We start from the raw sequence: 23,616 nt of genomic DNA, 5'->3' as shown, positions 1-23,616 counted from the left end.
TTTTTGATTTAAACCATTAAGAGATTAAGAAAAATTAAGTTTATTTTAAATAAAGACAATATTATAACAGAATATTTTAATTTAAACTATTTATAGGGAAAGCTTAATTTTTCTTAATCTCTTAATGGTTAGAAAAAATAGATTTAATTGTAAAAAAAATATCAAATGCAAAAAATAAGAACAGCACTATTATCATACGGAATGTCAGGGAAAGTTTTTCATGCTCCGTTTTTAAATATCCACCCGGGATTTGAATTATTAGGATCTTGGGAAAGAAGCAAAAAACTAATTCAGGAAGATTATCCCGCAGTAAAAAGTTATCCCACAATCGACGCATTATTAGCTGACGATGTCGATTTGGTAATCGTAAATACTCCTGTAGGAACACACTACGAATATGCTAAAAAAGTATTATTGGCAGGAAAACATGCCGTTGTCGAAAAGGCATTTACTACAACCGTTGCCGAAGCCGAAGAATTAGCTGCAATTGCCAACGAAAAAGGTCTGAAATTATCCGTTTTTCAAAACAGAAGATGGGATAGTGATTTTAAAACCGTTCAGAAAGTAATTAAAGAAGGTGTTTTAGGAGATTTAGTCGAAGCAGATTTCCATTTTGACAGATACAATCCATTATTAAGTCCAAAAGCACACAAAGAAACCGTGAATGACGGAGCCGGAATCCTCAAAGATTTAGGCCCGCATTTAATCGATCAGGCGGTTTGTTTATTTGGTTCTCCTAAGTCAGTTTTTGCAGACATCCGCTTTACAAGAGAAAATTCTTTGGTAGACGACTGGATTGATTTATTATTGATTTATGAAGATTTCAGAATGCGATTAAAAGCCAGCTTCTTTGTTAGGGAAGCAAATCCTGCGTACACAATTCATGGCAAAAAAGGATCTTTATTAAAACCACGCGGCGATGTTCAGGAAGATGAATTAAAATTGGGTAAAAAGCCCAACTTAGAATCGTGGGGAACAGAGTCGGAAACTTTGCAAGGACTTTTGCATACAGTAATTGACGGAAAAGAAATTCGCGAAAAGATTCCAACACTTCAGGGAAATTATTTTTCATTCTTTGATGGTGTTTACGATTCAATTGCAAACGATAAATCAGAACCGGTTACAGCACAAGATGGTGTAAAAGTGATGCAAATTATCGAAGCTGCAATTGCGAGTCATGCACAGCAAAAAGTGATTAATTTATAGATAAAATTGCCCACGGGTTTTACGGATGAAACAGATTGACGCAGATTTTGTTATTAATCCTTTTAATCTTTTATTGCGATGGCTATCGGCAATGTCAATAAGTTAAGGGAAAATCTATCCCGAAACTTCGGGACTTTGCGCGAATTTTTTTAGCTATAATTGTCTTTAAAAAAGCTTAACTTAATGACATTGGGCTATCGGGAGTGGCAAAAAAATAAATTACCCTTGTTGTTTGAATCTTAAGACGCCCCGAAATGCGCCTATATAGAAAATAGTAAGAAAATCTGCGTCAATCTGTTTCATCCGTCTAATCTGTGGGCATAAAAAAACTTTTGTCTCTTTGCTTCTCAGAACCTTTGCCTCTTAAAATTTATAAACATACAACGTTATAAATTTAGGAACTAGTAGGGTTGTATAGTCTGTAAAGTTGCTTTTTAGTATTTTTGCAGTATAAAATTCAAAATCCATCAATTTGTTTAGTTTCAATCCATTATCGTTATTTCAAACCAAAGGAAAAATTAAGAAAGTTTATAGAGAAGCGAAAGCGTCTTATTTAAACCGAATTCGATTTGCTGTGGGAATGTTTTATTTTGGGATGGGTTTAAGTTTTGCAACCTGGGCAAGCCGAATTCCGGATATTAAAACTGCTCTTCATTTGACCGAAGGTGATCTGGGTTCTATTCTTTTTGCACTTCCGGTAGGGCAATTGATCGTGATGCCTTTTTCAGGAAAAATGGTTACCAAGTTTGGCAGCCATAGAATTTTGGTATTCTCTCTGATAATGTATGTTTTATGTCTTGCCAATTTAGGTTTGGCAACATCAGCATTGCAGCTCTCCTTAGGATTATTTCTATTTGGAGTATTTGGTAATCTTGCCAACATTGCTGTTAATACACAAGGTGTTTACACCGAAGTCCTTTTTAAAAAAACAATCATGTCTTCTTTTCACGGAATGTGGAGTTTTGCCGGATTTAGTGGAGCTTTGGTAGGTTTGGGAATGCTAACCTTAAAGCTGACACCTTTTCATCATTTTTTAATCGTGGGTGGAGTTGTGCTTTTAATGGTTGCTTTTAATTTTAGATTTCTGGTCAAAGCCAAAGAAAAAATAAAGAATAAAACGACCGAAAAGAAAAAGTTGTTTGTAAAACCAGACAGTTCTTTACTATGGCTGGGAGTAATTGGTTTTTGCAGTATGGCAAGCGAAGGTGTAATGTTTGACTGGAGCGGCGTTTACTTTAAAGATGTTGTAAAAGCACCCGGACCTTTGGTTATTTTAGGATATACTTCGTTTATGATTATGATGGCCAGCGGACGATTTTTAGGCGATGGGCTAATCAATAAATTTGGTCGTGAACGCGTTATGCAAATTAGTGGGGTAATGATTTCAGTCGGACTTTTCACGGCAGTTTTTCTTCCTTATATCATTCCGTGTACACTTGCTTTTATGTTGGTTGGTTTGGGAGTTGCAACAATTGTTCCTACTGTTTATAGTATGGCGGGAAAAAACCCTTCAGTTCCACCGGGAGAAGCCTTGACCATTGTTTCAAGTGTGAGTTTCCTTGGTTTTTTAATGGGACCTCCTGTTATTGGGCATATTGCAGAAGCTTTTGGACTTCAATTTTCTTTTGCTTTCATCGGAATCTTTGGCGTCTTGATTGCTTTTATGGTTTCTAAAATAAGAATATCAGAATAGATTCTTTACCCTTCAAATTAATGAATTAAGCTTCTTGAAAGAGTAAGTTCATATAAATCAATTTTTATTTAATAAAAATTTAACAGGAAAATATTTTCATATTGTTTTTTGTCTATATTTGAATTTAAATCTACCACAAATCTTTTTCCAAAGACCAATTTAATTTTTTGATTCAGAGTTGAAATGTTTTGTAGCAAGACAAATTAACCTGAAAATTATTGATCAAATTAAATTGGGTTTTTATGAGAAGAAATTATATGCTTGTTTTTATTTTATTGTCTTTTGGTGTCACTTTTGCGCAAGAAGAAGCTATTTTCACAGGAACAGTGATTGATGCAAAGACACAAAATCTTCTTGAAATTGTGGTGGTAAGTATTCAAAATTCTTCCATCACACAACTCACAACCGTACAAGGAAAATTCGAATTGCATTCTTCCATAAAAGGAGAGCAATTACTATTATTGCACAGTCAGAGCTATAAAGATTTGCTTTTAAAAGTAAATTCAAATTCAGGACAAACAGTAGATCTCGGGATATTACAATTAGAAGATAATTTTTCTGATGATGTACCTGCAATTCTAATCACATTATTAGACGCTGATTTATCAGATTACAATATTTCATCAGAGTATTGTAGAAAAAGTGTCAAAATTGTGGAAAAGTATGTTGTATGCGGGAAATGGTTACGCCGAATTTAATACCATAAGTATAACAGCTGCCGAAAATGTTGCCTGGTTGGATACACCAAAAAGAAATATGAACGAATATAAAAATGCTGTGCTTTCTTTTAGAAGTGCACAACATATTTTAAAGTCGATTCGCCATTAAATTCTTTAGAAGTTTATATCTCTACGAATTTTGATGGATCTAATGTTACTAAGGCAAAAAGGACAATATTATCCGCAAATTTTCCTTCATTGTCTACACCTACAAGACAATTTATAAGTTTAGGAGGAATAGATTTGTCTGCGTATTCAGGAAATATTCATATTGCATTCAAATATATAGGATCAGTTAAAGACAAAACACTGAATGGTGCTTTTATGGTAGATGATGTTAAAGTTTTTGGTAAAAAATACAAGGATTTTTTTAAATGTGCAGTTAATGTGTTGATTTTTAGTCGATAATTTAATAGTATATTGTTTTTGAAATTTAAACTGTTAAATTTTAATTGAATTTTGTATTTTGGTCATCCCAAATCAATATAAAATACCACATGAAAACCTACTTTATCGCCATCATGATGATGGTCTTTCCATGCTTGTTGCACAGTCAGGATCAAAATGCGCCTGTAAAATTAAAACAAATTAACATTGTAAAAACAAATTACCAGAACTCTAAAGATGGTGAAATTGTAAATAAAACTATTGTTTTTAAAGAAGGAAAAATTCAAACCATTACTACTTCAGATGTTGTTCAGCATTTTTTTTACAACACAAAAGGATTGTTGGATATGACTGTAAAAGATAAAATAGGCAGCGAATGGAAAGAGGTTGTAAATTATACTTATGATGCCGATAATAATATTACAAAATTCGTTAAAAAATATCAGGAAGGAAATGACAATATTACCAAAGTGGTTACTTTTTTCTACGAAGGAGCAAGAGTAAAAGTGACTACCAAGAAAAGTACAAATCACCAGAACCTCTTGGATGATATCGAGTATATAGTCGAAAATGGTATTATTGTAAGACGTACTTCACGAGATAGGAATAAAGCAATTATTGGTAAAATTGAATATGCTTATAACAATGATAATGTGGTAAGACACAAAGGTCTTGTGGGTGATAAAATATCTAAAACCTATACATTTGATGATAAAAAATCTGTAGATGCATTAATTGTCCAGAATTTATTTGGGGATAATTATAAAGTAATTGTACCCATGATTTCGTATCACGAAGAAGAGTTTAGTTTTGAAGCAATATCGTATAATAACGAAATGAATTTTAGTCCGTCATCAACAGTTTTAGTTGGGGTGAGCAGAAAATACAAATACAATAAATTAAACTTCCCGATTTCTTGTTCTCAGGTAGAAGAAAACGGAATTGTGAAAACAGAAAAGACTTTTATTTACGAATAAAAACAACCTTATTTAAGGACTTGAAACCATTTGAAAATTAAGTATTGTTAAGATTAAATTCTTATTATTCTTAATTTTTTAAATGGTTTGATTGTTTATAGAGGTACTAATTTTTCCAAATGGAACTTAAAAACGAAATTCTATAAGTGTTAGTACCTTACAAATCATTAAATTTGCATCTTATTCAAAGCTATGTTAGAAAAAGAAATTATAAATTTTGAGAGAACCGCCATCGTTGGTATTGTAACTCAAAATCAAAGTGAGGAAAAACTTAACGAATATCTGGATGAATTAGAGTTTTTGACTTTTACCGCTGGCGGTGAAGTGATAAAGCGCTTTTCTCAAAAAATGGAACGTCCAAATCCTAAGACTTTTGTTGGAACAGGGAAAATTGAAGAAATCAATCTTTTTGTAAAAGAAAACGACATATCGACTTTAGTATTTGATGATGAATTATCACCATCGCAACAGAAAAATATATCTAAAATCATAGATTGTAAAATCTTAGACAGAACGCACCTTATTCTTGATATTTTTGCCCAAAGAGCCGAAACGTCTTATGCAAGAACACAAGTAGAGTTAGCACAATGTCAGTATTTATTGCCTAGGCTTTCTGGTATGTGGACTCACCTTGAACGTCAAAAAGGTGGTATTGGAATGCGTGGACCCGGAGAAACTGAGATTGAAACAGACAGACGTATTGTTCGTGACCGAATTGCTCTCCTTAAAGAGAAAATAAAAACGATCGACAAACAAATGGGCGTGCAACGCAGTAATCGTGGTGCAATGGTTCGTGTGGCTCTGGTAGGGTATACAAATGTTGGGAAATCGACATTGATGAACGCAGTTGGGAAAAGTGATGTTTTTGTTGAGAATAAATTATTCGCAACTCTTGACACAACAGTTAGAAAAGTGGTGATTAAAAACTTGCCATTCTTATTGTCAGATACAGTAGGTTTCATTAGAAAGTTACCAACTCAATTAGTTGATTCTTTTAAAAGTACATTAGATGAGGTTCGCGAAGCTGATTTATTGTTGCATGTTGTCGATATATCCCATCCTGATTTTGAAGATCATATTGAATCTGTAAATCAAACCTTGTTAGAAATCAAGAGTAATGATAAACCAACGATTATGGTTTTTAATAAAATTGATGCCTACAAACATTTGACAATCGACGAAGACGATTTGATTACAGAGAAAACAAGAAGACATTACACACTTGACGAATGGAAACAAACCTGGATGAGTAATGTTGGTCAGAATAAGGCGTTGTTTATTTCTGCAACAAATAAAGAAAATTTTGAGGAATTCAGAGAAGTAGTCTATGAAGCAGTTCGCCAGATTCATATCACGAGATTTCCATATAATAAGTTTTTGTATCCTGATTATAAAGATGCAATCGAGAAAGAAGAAGAAGAAGAAGAAGAGCAAGAGTAAAATTTACCGCAAAGAGCGCAAAAAATTATATTAAAGGATCTTCAAAAAATACAAAGTTCGCAAAGCTAAATTTAGATCTGGCTTTGCGAACTTTGTGTTTTATAAAAATAAGCTTTTGTAAAATTTTTTGCGCTCTTTGCGGTAAATTTCTTATAGCAGCTTTTGGATTAAAACCCAAAATTAACTCCTAAACCAAAGACTTCTCTGGTTTGGAAACCACTAAAAGCATTGTCATCATAAATAGCCTGGAAGGATAAGTTGGCAGATAAAAATTTGTTTACTTTCATAATAATATTAAGAGAGTAGTTGATATCTACGTTTTGAGGATCTTTTAGATAATTAGAATATAAATTCAAAGTATTTTCTGCAGTTACGTTCGTCATGATGGCAAGTTTGTAATAAACTGAAGCATAAAAACCTAATTCGTAAAGCATGGTTTTGTTAGCATCTACACCAAAATAGGCGCCATCAACATATGGTAAACCCGTTCCCTGATCGATTCCAGATGTATAAGCACCGTCGACAAAAGTGAATTTTGAGGTTAAAGGAGCAAAGTTTATTTTAAGATTATCATCTTTTGTCCAGTAAATACCAGGACCCGTAGTAAGATAACCCGGTGACATAAATTTGGTGTTTTCAGTTCTGATTTCTTTTCCATTCTCATCCTTGCCATATAAATAACCTGTTGAAAACTGAGTTCTGAAATTCAGAAAATAAGAATAATACCATTGACCAAAAGCGCGCTTCCCTACAATTGAATTGAATTCAAGACGGTCATCAGTCTTTTTTTCATAGTCGGCATTTTTAGTTTGCAAAAGCCCGTAAGAAGCCAAAACTTTATTGTCCCAGGTAAGATCATTTTTTTTGTAATTGAAATCGTAGTTGATTCCTAAAGTTCCTGAAAAGCTATCTTCTCCTCCGGCAATCCAGTTATTGAAGCTTGATTGATTTAGTAAAAGCGAAACGGTTCCTTTTGCTTTCCAGCCTTCGCCTTCGATAGTGTCATTTATTTTTTTTACTGCTTTTTCAGTATTCTGAATTAGCTCTTTTTCTGAGTTTTGGGCTTGAACAAAAGTTAAATTCGCTACAATAAAAAGTAATAACGCTAGCTTTCTCATGGTATATAGTTTAAATGTGTAAGAACAAATATACTAAAAAAGCGTTAAAAGGCAGAGGGATATTGATTCTGTAAGAAAGTTATTTTCTGGATTCTTTATATAAAGGTACTGCTGAACAAGCTTCTCCGTACATAATACTTCTTGCAAAAGGTTGCAAATAAGTTGCTGCTAAAATATAAGCACGGGTTGGAACCGGTTTTTTAGAGCAGCCTTTTATGATAACAGGTTTGTTTTGGTATTCAGAATAATCGAGTTTGCTTAAGAGTTCTTCATACAAACTCGCATCAAGATCTTCGATAGTTCCGTTAACTACCTTTTTAGCATAAGGAGCCAGTTGAATCGCTACCAAAATAGACGACCAGGCAGGAACTATAGCATCGGTGCTACAATTTACAGCCACATATTGATCTTGATATTGAGACCAATCGTGATTTTTAAGATGTTCTCTAAAGTCTTTTTCTTTTAATAAAAAACCTTCCAAAAGCCATTGCGAAATGTCAATTTGAACACGTATCCCTTTTGGATAATAATCCTCAAGATCAAAAACTTCTAAGGCACTATTGGCAACTTTATTGATGATTTCTTCCATATGAAAAGATAGTTTAAGGTTTCAAGTTTCAGGTTGCGTTAACTTGAAACCTTAAACAAATTTTATTAAAGCATTCCTAATTCTAATTTTGCTTCTTCGCTCATTAAATCTTTACTCCAGGGCGGATCGAAAGTAATTTCAACATCAACATCTTTTATGTGTTCTATTGTTTTTACTTTTTCTTCTACTTCTCTTGGCAAACTTTCCGCAACCGGACAGTTTGGAGATGTTAATGTCATCAGAATTTTTACTTCGTAATCTGTGTTTACCATTACGTCGTAAATTAATCCTAATTCGTAAATATCAACAGGAATCTCCGGATCGTAAATGCTTTTTAAAACTTTTACAATTGATTCTCCTAATTCGTTTGTGTCTATTTCTTGTTCCATTTTTTTGTTTTTGTTTTTTTTCATCAGATAAGTGATGAAAGTTCATTTAAATAGCAATTCTTTTTCTTACCATTAAGATATTAAGAAAATTAAGTTTTGCTTCTTTGTGAAAATTAATGCTTTGACTATTTGAGATAAGAAAAATTAAGTTTTACTTCTTTATGAAACTTAATGTCTTAATGGTTCAAATGAAAAAACATTATGTTTAAAATTTTAATTTTTATTTTTTGAATCAAAAGCCAAGGCGTACATTTTGATGTTTTTAATCATCGAAACCAGTCCGTTTGCACGAGTGGCAGATAAATGTTCTTTTAATCCAATTTCGTCAATAAACTGAGTATCCGCATTTATAATGTCTTCCGCTTTTTGATTAGAGAAAGCACGAATTAAAATGGCGATAATTCCTTTGGTTAGAATTGCATCGCTATCTGCGGTAAATACAATTTTATCGTCTTTTTGCTCGCCTTGCAGCCAAACTTTCGATTGACAGCCTTTGATTAAATTTTCGTCCGTTTTATATTCTTCCTTGATTAACGGAAGACTTTTTCCTAATTCGATGATGTACTCATAACGTTGCATCCAATCATCAAACATTGAAAATTCTTCAATTATTTCGTTTTGTATTTCTTTTATTGTCATAATTATTCTTTCGTAAAATCAACCAGCAAATTTACCAATTTTTCTATTTCCTTAGGAGGATAGCCATTGTCGAAACCCAGAGTTTCATATGTTTTCTGGTTGTGAATTATCTTTAAATTCCCAATTGCAGCACCATCATGAAATCGTTTTTCTGTTGGTCCTTTTAAATTTGGAACATTTTCTAAATTAATTTTTGAAAACTCAGCTACGATCTGTTTCCATTTCGTGTCGCTTATTTTACTTTCTATCGGCAGAGTATTTCTGCCATTGGTAACTGAAACTGTTTTGTTTTGAACAAGTATCACTTTGTAAATCCCTCTGGAAACCGCAGAATATTCGATTTGTGTTGTTGTCATATCATTTGCTTTTTGACTTACACAACTCGTTCCAATGAAAATCGTTAAAATTAATAATGATAATGTTCTCATAAAAAGTTTTTTAGCTTAACATCGTTTTCGCCTTCTTAACCGCTTCGACCATTACATCAATTTCTTCTATAGTATTGTAAAAAGAAAACGAAGCACGAATCGTTCCCGGAATACAGAAAAAGTTCATGATAGGTTGTGCACAATGATGTCCGGTTCGAACTGCAATTCCCAGCTTATCGATAATAGATCCAATATCATAAGGATGAATTCCGTCAATATTAAACGAAATTACAGAAGCTTTATTTTTTCCGGTTCCGTAAATTTTCAGGCCTTCTATTTCTAACAGGCGTTTTGTAGCGTGTTCCAATAATTTTTGTTCTTGCTTTTGAATGTTATGAAAACCAATGTTGTTTAAATAATCAATTGCAGTTCCTAAAACAATTCCACCAGCAATATTTGGAGTTCCGGCTTCAAATTTATGAGGAAGATCAGCATAAGTTGTTTTCTCGAAAGTAACTTCCTTGATCATTTCTCCGCCACCCTGATAAGGTGGTAATTTGTTAAGCCATTCTTCTTTTCCGTATAAAATTCCGGTTCCGGTAGGACCACACATTTTATGTCCGGAGAAAGCATAAAAATCACAATCTAAATCCTGAACATCCGGTTTTAGATGAGGAACAGCCTGTGCACCATCAATTAAGACAGCAGCGCCAACAGCGTGAGCTTTTTCTATTATAGATTTGATAGGATTAATGATTCCTAATGCATTAGAAATATGATTTACCGTTACGACTTTGGTTTTTTCTGAAAGTAAAACATCAAAAGTTTCCATAATCAATTCACCGTCTTCGTTTATGGGAATCACTTTTAATACTGCTCCGGTTTTCTCGCATAACATTTGCCATGGCACAATATTACTATGATGTTCTAAAGCCGAAACAAGTATTTCGTCACCAGGTTTTAAAATTGAAGCAAAACCATTGGTTACTAAATTGATTCCATGCGTAGTTCCTGAAGTAAAAAGTACTTCGTGAGAGAACTTTGCATTGATATGATGTTGGATTTTTACCCTTGATATTTCGTATGCATCAGTTGCCAACTGACTTAGTGTGTGCACACCACGGTGAATGTTGGCATTTATTTCCTGATAGTATTTCGCCTCAGCATCAATCACAATTTGTGGTTTTTGTGAGGTTGCTCCGTTATCGAAATATACCAATGGTTTTCCGTTTACTTTTTCCGAAAGTATCGGAAATTCAGCTCTTATTTTTTGGATGTCTAACATGTCTTATTTAGAAAAATTCTATCTACAAAAGTACTAAATCTAAATTGGTTTCTCCATCAAAACTATAATTTCCTTTTATGGTACTATCAATTCAACGGCTGATTATTGATTCTATAACATTAATTTAAGATTTGTAAATGATTTGAAATTCAAAATGTGATTTCGATATTAATATCATGATTGTAAATTATTTATATTGCAGTAAAAATAACTGTCAAATACCATGAAGAAAATCCTCAAATTACTTGCGCTTGTTTTACTGATTGTAGTTTTTTATTTTGGATTTACCACTTATCCAAAACTTGAATTGATCTCCGGCTTTTCGGCCAAAAGTATCGCCTCAGGACATTTTTTAGATCACCGATCGAAAGAATTAATTGAGAAAAGTGATAATGATATTCCGTTAATGGAATTAGCAACAAATACAATTGATGAAGCCGGAAAATTTGCAACCTCTTCAGTTTACGGTTTAAAAGAAAGAAAAGCCATTTATCGGGAAGGTTTAGGAGCAACTTTAATAGATGACCATTATGATGTCTCCAAACCATATTTATTACCCCAAAGAGCAAAATACAAAGCTTTACCTTTTCCATACGGGAGTATTGATCCTAAAGACACCTTGTTTTCTAATATCGATTATTCGAAATTAAAGAAAGCAGTTGATGATTCGTTTGATAAAAACGGTCTAAAAGCAAAACGCACACGCGCCGTTGTGGTTTTGTATAAAGATAAATTGATAGCTGAAAAATATGATACAGGTTTTAATAAAGACAGTAAGATTTTAGGGTGGTCGATGACAAAAAGTATTACCAATTCTGCTTTTGGAGTTTTGGCAAAGCAAGGCAAAATTGATATTTATAAACCCGCTCCAATTGCGGAGTGGCAAAATGATGAACGAAAAATTATCACTATAAACGATTTGCTTCATATGAATTCCGGCCTAGAATGGGAAGAGAATTATAGTAAAATTTGCGATGCTACAATAATGCTTTTTCAGTCTGGGGATATGGCAAAAGTGCAACGCGAAAAGCCAGCTCAGTTTAAACCCAACACTCATTGGAATTATTCCTCAGGAACGACCAATTTATTATCCGGAATTCTAAAAAGCCAGTTTAAAACCCAGCAGGAATATCTTGATTTTTGGTACAGTGCCGTAATCGACAAAATAGGAATGAATTCAATGATTGTAGAGCAGGATATGGCAGGAACTTTTGTGGGTTCATCGTATGCCTGGGCAACTGCTAGAGATTGGTCTAAATTTGGATTGTTATATTTACACAAAGGAAATTGGAACGGCGAACAAATTCTTGATGAAAGCTGGGTAAAATATTCTGCAACACCCACTAATACTTCTAAAGGTGCTTATGGAGCGCAATTTTGGTTAAATGCCGGAGGAAAATTTCCCGATGTTCCTCGCGATATGTTTTATTGCAGTGGATATCAGGGACAAATGGTAGCGATTATTCCGTCTCTGGATATGGTAATTGTAAGAATGGGATTGAAAGAAGAGAATCAGGGATTTGATTTTAATGGCTTTTTGAAAGGGATAATTGCTTCTGTTAAAAAATAAAATTTAACCTCAAAGAGCGCAAGGTAAAAAGCGCAAAGTTCGCAAAGTTTAATAATTAAACCTTGCGAACTTTGCGTAAATCTTAGCGAACCTTGCGGTTAAGCTTTCTACAAATCAAATCCTAAATTCACACCTAATTTCGTAGCGATGATTTTAGTAATTCTTTGTTTCAGTTCAGGTATTTTAATGCTTTCGATAACAGCATTTGAGAATGCGTACATCAACAAAGCTTTAGCTTCTTTTTTCGGGATTCCACGAGATTGCATGTAGAACATTGCAGTTTCGTCAAGTTGTCCTACAGTACAACCGTGAGAACATTTTACGTCATCTGCAAAAATTTCTAATTGTGGTTTTGCATTGATAGTTGCTTTATCGCTCAATAAAATATTATTGCTTTTTTGGAAAGCATTTGTTTTTTGAGCTTCTTTTTCTACCAATACTTTTCCGTTGAAAACTCCTGTTGAGCGATCAGAGAAAATTCCTTTATAATCCTGGAAACTTTCGCAATTTGGCGTTGCGTGGTTGACCAAAGTATAATGATCTACGTGTTGTTTTTCGCCAATAATAGTGATTCCGTTTAGTGTACTTGTCAATCTTTCACCAAAATGATAAAAGTTCAAATTGTTACGGGTCAGATTTCCTCCAAACGAAAAAGTATGCACGTAAACGTGACTTTCCTGTTGTTGCGAAACGTAAGTGTTGTCGATTAAATTCGCCTCGATATTATCGTTTTGAATTTTGTAGTGATCTACAATAGCACGTTTTTGAGCAAAAATCTCAGTAACCGAATTGGTTAAAACCGGATTTTCATTCAAACTCTGATGACGCTCGATAATCTGAACATGAGAATTCTCTCCAACAATAATCAGATTTCTAGGCTGAACCAATAACGCAGCTTCATTACCTGTAGAGAAATACATGATTTCAATTGGCTTATCAGCGACTTTCTTTTGAGGAATATTGATAAAAGCTCCTTCACTTGCAAAAGCAGTATTCAACGAAGTCAAACTTTCGTCTTTGCTGGCAATTTGGTTGAAGTATTTGTCAATAACCATTTTATATTTTGGTTTGGTCAATGCCGATGACATCAAACAAACGTCGATTCCGTCATGTGTTGTAGAAGACAAATGTGAGCTAAAAACACCATCGATAAACACTAATTTATAAGTGTCGATTTCATGTAAAAAGTATTTTTTTACCTGATTAAATTCGATTGCATTTTCTTCTTTTGGAAAAACCGTAAAGTCATTTTTTAAGATGGCGTTTAGCGATGTATATTTCCAAGCTTCTTCTTTTTTGGTTGGGAAACCTTTATTTTCAAAGTTTTTTAGTGCTTTGGTGCGAATATCATGTAAATCTGAATGTACATCGATACGCTCTTCAAAAGCCATAAAAGACGATACTAATTTTTCTTTTAAATCCATTTCTGTAGTTATGAGTTATGAGTTATAAGTTATGAGTTTTGTAAACTGTAAACTGTAACTGTAAACTAGTTTTCTGCTTTAATCCAGTCGTATCCTTTTTCTTCCAGTTCGTAAGCCAGTTCTTTTCCGCCTGATTTTACGATTCTTCCGTTGTAAAGAACGTGAACGAAATCCGGAACGATATAATCTAACAAACGTTGGTAGTGCGTGATCACGATAATTGCGTTTTTCTCGCTTTTTAATTTGTTTACTCCGTTAGCAACGATTCTTAAAGCATCGATGTCAAGACCAGAATCGGTTTCGTCAAGGATCGCTAATTTTGGTTCTAACATTGCCATTTGGAATATCTCGTTTCTTTTTTTCTCACCACCAGAAAAACCTTCGTTTAAAGAACGTGATAAAAATTTACGGTCGATTTCTAATAATTCAGATTTCTCACGAATTACTTTTAGCATTTCATTCGCTGGCATTTCGGCTTGACCGTTTGCTTTACGAGTTTCGTTGATAGCAGTTTTCATAAAGTTAGTAACGCTAACTCCAGGAATTTCTACAGGATATTGAAAAGAAAGGAAAACTCCTTTGTGTGCTCTTTCTTCCGGAGCTAAATCAGCAAGATCTTCTCCGTCAAGGAAAACAGCTCCATCAGTAACTTCGTAATTTTCGTTTCCGGCAATTACAGCCGAAAGTGTACTTTTTCCAGAACCGTTTGGTCCCATGATAGCGTGTACTTCGCCAGCTTTAACTTCTATATTAATTCCTTTAAGGATTTCTTTATCACCAATTGAGGCGTGAAGGTTTTTTATTGATAACATTGTTTTCTTTTATTTTATATAAATGTCAATTCTATTTTTGTTGTCTGGTTTAGGATGTTGGCATTAAAATGCGCGTGTCCTAAATATTCCATGCCTAAATAATCGGCTGATTTTTTGAACGGAATGTAAAAACTATCTTCGATTTCATTATCGTGTGAATTTGAGATCACACCAATTTTTTTTCCTCTAAGTTTTCGTCCGGTTTCTTTTTCAATTCGGATTAAATCCGAAAAGCGATCAAAGAAAACCTTCATAATACCGCTCATATTGTACCAATATATTGGCGTCGCAAAAATTAAAGTGTCGTACTTTTCGATGATTCCTTTTATTAAAGGGAAAAAATCGTCTTCTCTGTTTTTGCTTTCGTAATCATAATAAGAAATGTTATAATCACTCAAATCAATTATGTCTATTCCGTGTTCTTTAGAAATCTCGTCTACAATTTTTGTTGTATTTCCGTTTTTTCTGGATGAACCTAAAATGATTACTTTCTTACCTTCCATTGTGCAATTAACCTACAGATCCTTCTAAAGAAATCTCTAATAATTTTTGAGCTTCAACAGCAAATTCCATTGGTAATTTGTTCAATACATCTTTACTGAAACCGTTTACAATTAAGGCAATCGCTTTTTCAGTTGGGATACCTCTTTGGTTACAATAAAAAACCTGATCTTCTCCAATTTTACTTGTAGTTGCTTCGTGTTCTATTTTAGCCGATGGATTTTTACTTTCGATATAAGGGAAAGTATGCGCTCCGCAATTGTTTCCCATTAAAAGAGAATCACATTGCGAAAAGTTTCTTGCATTATCAGCTCTGGGGCTAATTTGCACTAATCCACGGTAACTGTTTTGAGATTTACCGGCAGAGATACCTTTAGAAATAATAGTCGATTTAGTATTTTTACCTAAATGGATCATTTTAGTTCCCGTATCTGCTTGTTGGTAATTATTGGTAACGGCGATTGAATAAAATTCTCCTACCGAGTTGTCTCCTTTTAAGATACATGAAGGATATTTCCAGGTTACAGCAGAACCAGTTTCTACTTGTGTCCATGAAATTTTAGCGTTTGTCTCGCATAAACCTCTTTTGGTTACGAAATTATAAACCCCACCTTTTCCTTCTTTGTTTCCTGGAAACCAGTTTTGAACAGTAGAATATTTAATTTCGGCATCATCCAAAGCGATCAATTCAACAACAGCGGCGTGCAATTGATTTTCGTCACGACTTGGAGCTGTACAACCTTCAAGGTATGAAACATAACTTCCTGCATCAGCAATAACAAGAGTTCTTTCGAATTGTCCTGTTCCTGCCTGATTGATTCTGAAATAAGTTGAAAGTTCCATTGGGCAACGAACGCCTTTTGGAATATAACAGAAACTTCCGTCAGAGAAAACCGCTGAGTTTAATGCTGCATAGAAGTTGTCTTTTTGAGGTACAACGCTTCCTAAATATTTACGAACTAATTCAGGATGCTCTTTTATAGCTTCTGAAATTGGACAGAAAATAATTCCTTTTTCTCCTAATGTTTTTTTGAAAGTAGTAGCCACAGAAACAGAATCGACAACAATATCCATAGCGACATTGTTCATCATTTTTTGTTCATCGACAGAGATACCTAACTTTTTGTACATTTCAAGAAGTTCCGGATCCACATCATCCAAAGTTTTGTTTGGATCTACTTGTTTTGGAGCTGAATAGTAAGATATTGCCTGAAAGTCAGGTTTTACATAATGAACATTTGCCCATTCTGGTTCGATCATTTCTTTCCAGGCACGAAAAGCCTCGATTCGCCAGTCAGTCATCCATTGTGGTTCTTCTTTTTTAAGAGAAATAGCTCTTACAATATCTTCGTTTAAGCCAATAGGAAACGTCTCCGATTCAATATCAGTATAAAATCCGTATTCGTATTCTTTAGTTTCGAGTTCGATTTTTAAATCGTCTTCAGTATATTTTGACATTTTTTAGTTTTTTAAAACGCTTAAAATTTTAAGCGTTTAAATTTTTGCTTTAGACTTTAATTTATAACGAGAATGATTCTCCGCAACCACAAGTTCTGCTTGCATTTGGATTGTTGAATACAAAACCTTTTCCGTTTAATCCGCCAGAAAATTCAAGTATTGTTCCGGCTAAATATAGAAATGATTTTTTTTCAACTGCAATTGTTATGTCGTTGTCTACAAATATTTTATCGTCGTCGCCTTTGGCTTTGTCAAATTTTAAATCATATGACAAACCAGAGCATCCGCCACTTTTCACGCCTACTCTTACGTAGTCATGTGCAGCATCAAAACCATCATCTTTCATCAAGTCGATGATTTTCTTTTTGGCTGTATCAGAAACTTTTATCATTGTTTATGGTATTTGTTTTTGCTTTCATTTGAAATCACATTTAAAATAGTAATTAAATTATTACATTTTAAAGTGCTGTCTTTCAATGTTCAAATGAAATTATCTGCAAAGATACGACTTAAAAACCTTTTTCCATAACGCTTCACATTATTATAACAAATGTTAAAATAGATAATAGTTATATTGATAAATCAATTATCATTGTTTTTGTGGTTTATTTGTTTATTAGTGTTTTTACATCAAAATTTAAAAACCTACTAGTTTTGTAGGATTTGCTTATCAAGTCTTGTTTTTTAGGGCTAAAAAAGCGTATTTATACGGGTTGCAAGCAATTTTTTATCACTACTTTTGCAGAAAATTGTCAGTAATTATGAAAAAACAATACAAAAATAAGTGGGTAAAAGCACTTTTAGCAGTGTTATTTGTTTTTGGATTAGGTGCTACATTCTTTATTTTTAGTAGAGAGTCAAATGAAATTGAGGAAAAAACTAAGGAGGTAACAATAGATCAGAAATTTAATGATTCAAATGATGAATCACTTTCTCAGAAAAATATTTTAGATTCCCTAGTCACTTTAAAAGTGGCTTATGACGCTGCAATTCTTGAGAAAACTTCATTATCCCAACAGTTAGAACTTGAAAAGAAAAATATTGAAAACCTGATGGAAATCATCAAGGCTTCAAAAAATCCTTCTGTTGCACAAATTAAGGTGTATAGAAAACAACTTTCTGATATGAAAATCGCATTGGAAACTAAGGTTGTTGAAGTTAAAAAATTAAAATCTCAAAATAAAAATTTGCTTAGCGAAATTGAAAGTCAGAATGTTGTGATGTACAAACAAAAGACTGAAAATGATACCTTGGTTTCTAAACAAAAAAAACTGGAATCGACTTTAAAAGATGCCTCAAAGCTAGTTCCTGGCAATTTTAACGTAATAGCACTTCGGGAGAAAAAATCCGGACAAGAGTTAGAAACGGAAAAGGCGAAAAATACTAAAAAGCTTAAAATGAGCTTTTCTATAAACGGAAATACTGTTGCCAAGACAGGAAAAAGAGTTTTTTATATTCAGGTTTTAGATCAGAAAAATAAAGTTTTAGGCGAGAACAAACTGATCGAATTTGGAAACAATAAAGCTTTGGTCTATAGTTTTATAGTTGCTGTTGACTTTCAGGGAAAAGCAACGAATGTTTATGGGGTTTTAAATGCTGATGAAAATGCATTTCAAAAAGGAACTTATTTTGTCAATTTCTTCGACAAACAAGAAATAATGGGAAGTACTGCGATTACGCTGGAATAATATAACGAAAATTTAGCCTGCGGATTTTACGGATTTACGCTGAGTTTTTCTTTTACCAAAGCTTTGAACATGCGTTTAAGCCAAAAAAAATCTGCGTAAATCCGTAAAATCAGTTTAATCTGTGGGCAATTTCAGAAACATTATTACAGAATTTCTAGTATTAGGAGATTGTATTTCCTAGCTTTGTTTCAATATTAGAAATTAATTCTCATGAAACTTTACCCAATAGAATCCGGAAATTTTAAGTTAGATGGCGGCGCAATGTTTGGCGTTGTACCCAAAACAATCTGGAACAAAACCAATCCTGCAGATGCCAATAATTTAATTGATATTGCTGCGCGTTGCTTGCTTATTGAAGACGGAAACCGATTGATTTTGATTGATACCGGAATGGGAGATAAACAATCTGAAAAGTTTTTTGGCTATTACTCGCTTTGGGGATCACATTCGATCGATACATCATTATCAAAATATGGTTTTCAGCGAGATGATATTACCGATGTTTTTATGACGCATTTGCATTTTGACCATTGTGGAGGAAGCGTTCAGTGGAATTCAGATAAAACTTTTTATGAACCGGCTTTTAAAAATGCTAAGTTTTGGACGAATGAAAATCATTGGGAATGGGCAACAAAACCAAATCTTCGTGAAAAAGCGTCTTTTTTATCAGAGAATATTTTACCGATGCAGGAAAGCGGACAATTGAATTTTATAAAACGTCCCGAATCTGATTTTGGCTTTTCTGAAGAAATGAATTTTGGAATTTACTATGTCGATGGCCATACCGAAAAGCAGATGATCCCGCACATTCAATATCAGGATAAAACTATCATTTTTTGTGCAGATTTGTTGGCCACAGCGGGACATATTCCTTTACCATATGTTATGGGTTACGATACAAGACCTTTGTTGACAATGCCTGAGAAATCAAAATTTTTGAATGAAGCAGCAGACAATAATTATTATTTATTTTTAGAGCATGATGCGCACAATCAAATTATAACGGTTGAACATACAGAAAAAGGTGTCCGGTTAAAAGACGTTTTTACTTGTGAAGAGATTCTTTAAAACAAAATTTAAATCATAAAAAAAAATCCCATTTTCAGTATGTCGAAAATGGGATTTTTTAGTTTAACAAATTATAATCCTAAAATTTTAGTTGGTTTTGAATTTCCAAATCTGACCAATTGTTTCTCCGTCTTTGTTGTCCTTGCAACCTGCAATCTTATACGTCGTGCAAGTGTACAAATTAGAATCGAAATTTCTTTACGTGAAAACGTAAAGAGCACGCCTTTTTTAACATATTTTGCCTTGTAATCAATCAGGTAAGAAATTTACCTTTAAATTAAATAAAATTTTTGTTTTTAAAGTTTAGAATAAAATTTTAGCCCCCTTTTATACCAAGGTAAAAATCATAACACAGTGTTAATCGTTAGTTTTATGTAACAAAAAATCATAATTTAGACCCATATTTTAACTTTATTAAAAATAGATACATGAGTTCTATAAAATTAAATACTTTATCTGCCTTTGCATTACTTGTACTAGCAGGTTGCAGTGCTACTTTGCAAGCACAGGTTGCTACTTCAAAAGAAATGATTACTGCTCCTTTATCAGTAGTTAAAAAAGGACCGCTTAGCGAAAATGAATTAAAAAGATGGAGCCATCTTGATTTAATCAAAGATTCAATTCCGGGAATGAGTGTTGACAGGGCTTACGCCGAATTATTGCAAGGAAAAAAAGGCGTAAAAGTAATTGTAGGTATAGTAGATTCTGGTGTAGATATTGAGCATCCGGACTTACAAGGTATGATCTGGAGAAATCCTAAAGAAATTCCGGGTAACGGAATCGATGATGATAAAAACGGTTTTATTGATGATGTTCACGGATGGAATTTTCTTGGAGATGCCGTTCACGAAAATCTTGAAATGACCCGTATTGTTAAAAAAGGAGATGATGGATCAGCTGAATACAAAGCGGCTCTGGAGCAATACGAAGAAAAAACGAAGAAAGTTATAGAAGATAAGGAACAAGTCGACTTCTTAATAGATGTACATAACACTATTAAAAAGGAGTTAAATAAAACAACTTATAACTTAGAAGATTTAAGCAAAGTTTCGTCAGTAGATCCAAAAGTAGCGAGAGCTAAAATGGTTATGACCCAAATTTTGACTAATGCAGGACCAACTTTTGATCCTGAAGCAGAATTAGAAGATTACAGAGAATCTGTTTACGATCAATTCAATTATAATTTGAATAAGGATTATGACGGAAGAAAAATCGTAGGAGATAATCCTGAAGATATCAAAGACAAATATTATGGTAATAATGTTGTTTTTGGACCGGATAAAGAAAAAGCACTGCACGGAACTCACGTTGCCGGAATTATTGCGCAAATTCGTGGTAATGATTTAGGAGGTGACGGTGTTACGAATAATGTCGAAATATTAACTGTGAGAGCAGTTCCTGATGGAGATGAGTATGATAAAGATATCGCTTTGGCTATTCGTTATGCAGTTGATAACGGAGCAAAAGTAATTAACGGAAGTTTCGGGAAAAGTTTTTCTCCACACAAAAAGTGGGTGTATGATGCGATAAAATATGCGGCTAAAAAAGATGTTCTAATTGTGCACGCAGCAGGAAATGACGGATATGATATCGATAAAAAAGAAAACGTTAATTACCCAAATGATTCTGAAGATAATATCAAAGAATTTGCTAATAACGTGATTACAATTGGCGCAATCAATAATAAATACGGAGAAAATGTTGTAGCGCCGTTTTCAAACTTCGGTAAAATAAATGTTGACGTTTTTGCACCGGGTGAAGAGATTTATGCAACGGTTCCAAATAATAAATACAAGTATTTGCAAGGAACGTCAATGGCGTCTCCAAATGCAGCAGGAGTTGCAGCATTGATTCGTTCTTATTATCCAAAACTAAAAGCAGCTCAGGTTAAGCAAATTTTGATGGATTCCGGCGTGGCACTTCCTTCTATGGTAATTTTAGGAGAAAATCCAGATCCAACTCAAAAACCTGTAGCGGTTTCTTCAAAAGAGTCATCAAGAACAGGCAAAATGGTCAATGCTTATAATGCTTTATTAATGGCAGAAAAGATGTCAAAGAAATAAAAAATAACATACAGTACTAATCCAATGGAAGAGTGGCAACTCTTCCATTTTTATTAAAACGATGATGCGAAAAATTTTACTACTATCCTTTTTGAGTCTGGGTTTAAGCCCGGCATTTGCACAAAACGCTCCATATTGGCAACAACACGTTGATTATAAAATGGAAGTTTCCATGGATGTAAAAAACTACCAATACAAAGGAAAACAAGAATTGGTATATACCAATAATTCTCCGGATACTTTAAAAAAGGTATTTTATCATTTATTTCTAAATGCTTTTCAACCGGGGAGCGAAATGGATGCACGTTTGCATACTATAAAAGATCCTGACGGAAGAATGGTAACCAAAGTAAAAGGTGCTGATGGAAAAGAGGTAAAACAAAGCCGAATTGAAACGTTAAAACCTAACGAAATTGGGTTCTTGAAAATTACCAATTTAAAACAAGATGGTGTAACGGCTCAAACCAGAGTTTCAGGAACAATAATGGAAGTGACTTTGGCAAAACCAATTTTACCAAATTCAAAAACTACTTTTACCCTAGATTTTGATGGTCAGGTTCCGGTTCAGATTCGTCGTACAGGACGTAACAACTCAGAAGGAGTCGAATTATCAATGTCGCAATGGTATCCTAAATTAGCCGAATTTGATTTTGAAGGCTGGCATGCAGATCCTTACATCGGAAGAGAATTTCACGGTGTTTGGGGGAATTTTGATGTAAAAATCACAATTGACAAAGATTACACTATAGGTGGTTCAGGATATTTGCAAGACAAGAATGAAATAGGACACGGGTATCAGGATGCAGGTGTAACAGTTACGTATCCAAAGAAAACAAAAACATTGACGTGGCATTTTATTGCACCGGATGTTCATGATTTTACCTGGGCGGCAGACAAAGAATATACACATGATATTGTAAAAGGACCAAACGATGTCGATTTGCATTTCTTCTACAAAAACAATCCAAAGACAACTGAAAATTGGAAACAATTAGAGCCTTTAATGGTAAAAGTTATGGATTATTACAATAATAGAGTAGGGGCTTATCCATACAAACAATACTCCTTTATTCAAGGTGGAGATGGCGGAATGGAATATGCAATGTGTACTTTGATGCTAGGAAACGGAACGCTTCAGGGAATTCTGGGAACAGCAACACATGAATTAGGACACTCGTGGTTTCAGCATATTTTAGCTTCAAATGAGTCAAAACACCCTTGGATGGATGAAGGTTTTACAACGTATATTGAAGACAGTGCTTTGAATGAACTAAAAGGAGATAAAAAAGAAGTGAATCCTTTTAAAGGAAATTATGCTGCTTATTATCAATTAGTCAATTCCGGAAAAGAGCAGCCGCAAGGAACTCATGGTGACCGTTATGATGAAAACAGACCATACAGTATTTCGGCCTATGTTAAAGGAAGTATCTTTTTATCGCAATTAGAATATGTAATTGGAAAAGAGAATGTAGATGCTACCCTAAAAAGATATTTCAATGATTTTAAGTTCAAACATCCAACACCAAACGATATCAAAAGAACAGCCGAAAGAGTTTCAGGAGCTGAGCTGGACTGGTATTTAATTGATTGGACTGAAACTACAAACACAATTGATTATGGTATCAAAGATGTGGCTGATAATGCAGGAAAAACTACTGTAAGTTTAGAAAGAATAGGCAGAATGCCAATGCCAATAGATTTAACAGTTGAATATACTGATGGAACTTCAGAGAGTTTTTATATTCCTTTAAGAATGATGAATTTCATTAAGCCAAATCCAAACCCTAATGTCAAAAGAACAGTTTTGGAGGATTGGGCGTGGGCGCAGTCGAACTACAGTTTTACAATAGACAAAAATAAAACAGCAATCAAAAAGATTACCATAGATCCAAGCGGATTAATGGCGGATGTAAAAGCTGCAAATAATGTTTATGAAGTGAAGTGAAGTAAGGAATTATAATTATTTTTTTAATAAAGCCAAAGCCGGATGTTATTCTTGCTTTGGCTTTATTGTTGTGTGCCCAGCATGGGCGATAACTCTAGGGTGTAAGTCCCGAACACGCCTTTACAGTGGGAAGTGTTAGCTGAATGCAAGGGTGTCCATTGCGTTAGTGGAATCTGAAGGAAGCAGTAGGCAAACTCTTGACCTGACGAACAGAAACTATATAAAAGGCCAAAGATGTTGGATAAGGTTGCAACACAAACTGAAGTCCAAAACTGTA

The 23,616-nt window shown here is 33.8% G+C and carries 23 protein-coding genes; 12 read left to right on the top strand and 11 right to left on the bottom strand.

Annotated elements, in window-relative coordinates; genetic code table 11:
- Window positions 1-165: 165 nt before the first annotated feature.
- The 7 genes from NJT12_RS20080 (at window position 166) to hflX (ending at window position 6,422) form a co-directional block, all read left to right on the top strand.
- Window positions 166-1,206 (top strand): Gfo/Idh/MocA family oxidoreductase, encoded by a 1,041-nt coding sequence (locus NJT12_RS20080; protein WP_271337704.1) that lies wholly within the window; start codon window positions 166-168, stop codon window positions 1,204-1,206.
- 472 nt (window positions 1,207-1,678) lie between these two features.
- Window positions 1,679-2,899 carry an MFS transporter gene (locus NJT12_RS20075; RefSeq protein ID WP_271337703.1) on the top strand — a complete coding sequence of 407 codons (1,221 nt, stop codon included), beginning with the start codon at window positions 1,679-1,681 and terminating at the stop codon, window positions 2,897-2,899.
- A 242-nt stretch (window positions 2,900-3,141) separates the two neighbouring features.
- Window positions 3,142-3,597: a carboxypeptidase-like regulatory domain-containing protein gene (locus NJT12_RS20070; RefSeq protein ID WP_271337702.1), complete on the top strand. Its 456-nt coding sequence runs from the start codon at window positions 3,142-3,144 to the stop codon at window positions 3,595-3,597.
- Window positions 3,563-3,727, top strand: a complete 165-nt coding sequence (locus NJT12_RS20065) for a hypothetical protein (protein WP_271337701.1) — start codon at window positions 3,563-3,565, stop codon at window positions 3,725-3,727. The genes NJT12_RS20070 and NJT12_RS20065 overlap by 35 nt, the downstream gene beginning before the upstream one ends.
- 17 nt (window positions 3,728-3,744) lie before the next feature.
- A complete protein-coding gene (locus NJT12_RS20060) occupies window positions 3,745-4,026 on the top strand; it encodes a hypothetical protein (RefSeq protein ID WP_271337742.1) in 282 nt (93 codons plus the stop codon).
- Window positions 4,027-4,115: 89 nt separating this feature from the next.
- Window positions 4,116-4,982 (top strand): hypothetical protein, encoded by an 867-nt coding sequence (locus NJT12_RS20055; RefSeq protein ID WP_271337700.1) that lies wholly within the window; start codon window positions 4,116-4,118, stop codon window positions 4,980-4,982.
- Window positions 4,983-5,174: 192 nt separating this feature from the next.
- Entirely contained in the window at window positions 5,175-6,422 is a 1,248-nt protein-coding gene (gene hflX / locus NJT12_RS20050; protein WP_271337699.1) for a GTPase HflX, read from the top strand.
- Between the two features lie 167 nt (window positions 6,423-6,589).
- On the opposite strand, the gene NJT12_RS20045 is transcribed toward hflX, so the two are convergent.
- The 6 genes from NJT12_RS20045 to NJT12_RS20020 all read right to left on the bottom strand — a co-directional run bounded on the left by NJT12_RS20045 (window position 6,590) and on the right by NJT12_RS20020 (window position 10,810).
- Window positions 6,590-7,540, bottom strand: coding sequence for a DUF3078 domain-containing protein (locus tag NJT12_RS20045; RefSeq protein WP_271337698.1), 951 nt, complete (start codon window positions 7,538-7,540; stop codon window positions 6,590-6,592).
- A 79-nt stretch (window positions 7,541-7,619) separates the two neighbouring features.
- Window positions 7,620-8,129, bottom strand: coding sequence for a DUF2480 family protein (locus NJT12_RS20040; protein ID WP_271337697.1), 510 nt, complete (start codon window positions 8,127-8,129; stop codon window positions 7,620-7,622).
- Window positions 8,130-8,194: 65 nt separating this feature from the next.
- A complete protein-coding gene (locus tag NJT12_RS20035; RefSeq protein WP_042564763.1) occupies window positions 8,195-8,518 on the bottom strand; it encodes an SUF system Fe-S cluster assembly protein in 324 nt (107 codons plus the stop codon).
- Between the two features lie 213 nt (window positions 8,519-8,731).
- A complete protein-coding gene (locus tag NJT12_RS20030) occupies window positions 8,732-9,157 on the bottom strand; it encodes a SufE family protein (protein ID WP_271337696.1) in 426 nt (141 codons plus the stop codon).
- Window positions 9,158-9,159: 2 nt separating this feature from the next.
- A complete protein-coding gene (locus NJT12_RS20025; RefSeq protein WP_271337695.1) occupies window positions 9,160-9,585 on the bottom strand; it encodes a hypothetical protein in 426 nt (141 codons plus the stop codon).
- A 10-nt stretch (window positions 9,586-9,595) separates the two neighbouring features.
- Window positions 9,596-10,810 carry an aminotransferase class V-fold PLP-dependent enzyme gene (locus tag NJT12_RS20020; protein WP_271337694.1) on the bottom strand — a complete coding sequence of 405 codons (1,215 nt, stop codon included), beginning with the start codon at window positions 10,808-10,810 and terminating at the stop codon, window positions 9,596-9,598.
- A gap of 223 nt (window positions 10,811-11,033) precedes the next feature.
- On the opposite strand from NJT12_RS20020, the gene NJT12_RS20015 reads away from it, so the two are divergent.
- Window positions 11,034-12,380 carry a serine hydrolase domain-containing protein gene (locus tag NJT12_RS20015; RefSeq protein WP_271337693.1) on the top strand — a complete coding sequence of 449 codons (1,347 nt, stop codon included), beginning with the start codon at window positions 11,034-11,036 and terminating at the stop codon, window positions 12,378-12,380.
- Window positions 12,381-12,487: 107 nt separating this feature from the next.
- On the opposite strand, the gene sufD is transcribed toward NJT12_RS20015, so the two are convergent.
- From sufD to NJT12_RS19990, 5 genes are all read right to left on the bottom strand, one after another.
- Entirely contained in the window at window positions 12,488-13,804 is a 1,317-nt protein-coding gene (gene sufD, locus NJT12_RS20010) for a Fe-S cluster assembly protein SufD (protein ID WP_271337692.1), read from the bottom strand.
- Window positions 13,805-13,869: 65 nt separating this feature from the next.
- Window positions 13,870-14,616: a Fe-S cluster assembly ATPase SufC gene (gene sufC, locus NJT12_RS20005; RefSeq protein WP_132032515.1), complete on the bottom strand. Its 747-nt coding sequence runs from the start codon at window positions 14,614-14,616 to the stop codon at window positions 13,870-13,872.
- Between the two features lie 14 nt (window positions 14,617-14,630).
- Entirely contained in the window at window positions 14,631-15,119 is a 489-nt protein-coding gene (locus tag NJT12_RS20000) for a flavodoxin family protein (RefSeq protein WP_271337691.1), read from the bottom strand.
- A 7-nt stretch (window positions 15,120-15,126) separates the two neighbouring features.
- Window positions 15,127-16,575 (bottom strand): Fe-S cluster assembly protein SufB, encoded by a 1,449-nt coding sequence (sufB, locus tag NJT12_RS19995; RefSeq protein WP_271337690.1) that lies wholly within the window; start codon window positions 16,573-16,575, stop codon window positions 15,127-15,129.
- 61 nt (window positions 16,576-16,636) lie between these two features.
- Window positions 16,637-16,966 carry a HesB/IscA family protein gene (locus tag NJT12_RS19990; protein ID WP_065451634.1) on the bottom strand — a complete coding sequence of 110 codons (330 nt, stop codon included), beginning with the start codon at window positions 16,964-16,966 and terminating at the stop codon, window positions 16,637-16,639.
- 370 nt (window positions 16,967-17,336) lie between these two features.
- On the opposite strand from NJT12_RS19990, the gene NJT12_RS19985 reads away from it, so the two are divergent.
- The 4 genes from NJT12_RS19985 (at window position 17,337) to NJT12_RS19970 (ending at window position 23,339) form a co-directional block, all read left to right on the top strand.
- Window positions 17,337-18,263 (top strand): hypothetical protein, encoded by a 927-nt coding sequence (locus tag NJT12_RS19985; RefSeq protein ID WP_271337689.1) that lies wholly within the window; start codon window positions 17,337-17,339, stop codon window positions 18,261-18,263.
- A 210-nt stretch (window positions 18,264-18,473) separates the two neighbouring features.
- Window positions 18,474-19,331 carry an MBL fold metallo-hydrolase gene (locus NJT12_RS19980; RefSeq protein ID WP_271337688.1) on the top strand — a complete coding sequence of 286 codons (858 nt, stop codon included), beginning with the start codon at window positions 18,474-18,476 and terminating at the stop codon, window positions 19,329-19,331.
- 428 nt (window positions 19,332-19,759) lie between these two features.
- Window positions 19,760-21,394 carry a S8 family peptidase gene (locus NJT12_RS19975; protein ID WP_271337687.1) on the top strand — a complete coding sequence of 545 codons (1,635 nt, stop codon included), beginning with the start codon at window positions 19,760-19,762 and terminating at the stop codon, window positions 21,392-21,394.
- Between the two features lie 64 nt (window positions 21,395-21,458).
- The gene (locus NJT12_RS19970) at window positions 21,459-23,339 is read left to right on the top strand and encodes a M1 family metallopeptidase (protein ID WP_271337741.1); all 1,881 of its coding nucleotides are present in this window, start codon (window positions 21,459-21,461) and stop codon (window positions 23,337-23,339) included.
- The last annotated feature ends 277 nt before the right edge of the window (window positions 23,340-23,616 follow it).

The organism is Flavobacterium azizsancarii (genome assembly GCF_027980145.1).
Lineage (GTDB): Bacteria > Bacteroidota > Bacteroidia > Flavobacteriales > Flavobacteriaceae > Flavobacterium > Flavobacterium azizsancarii.
The sequence above is the reverse complement of the archived record's forward strand: the minus strand, read 5'-3'. Positions and strand labels throughout refer to the sequence as shown.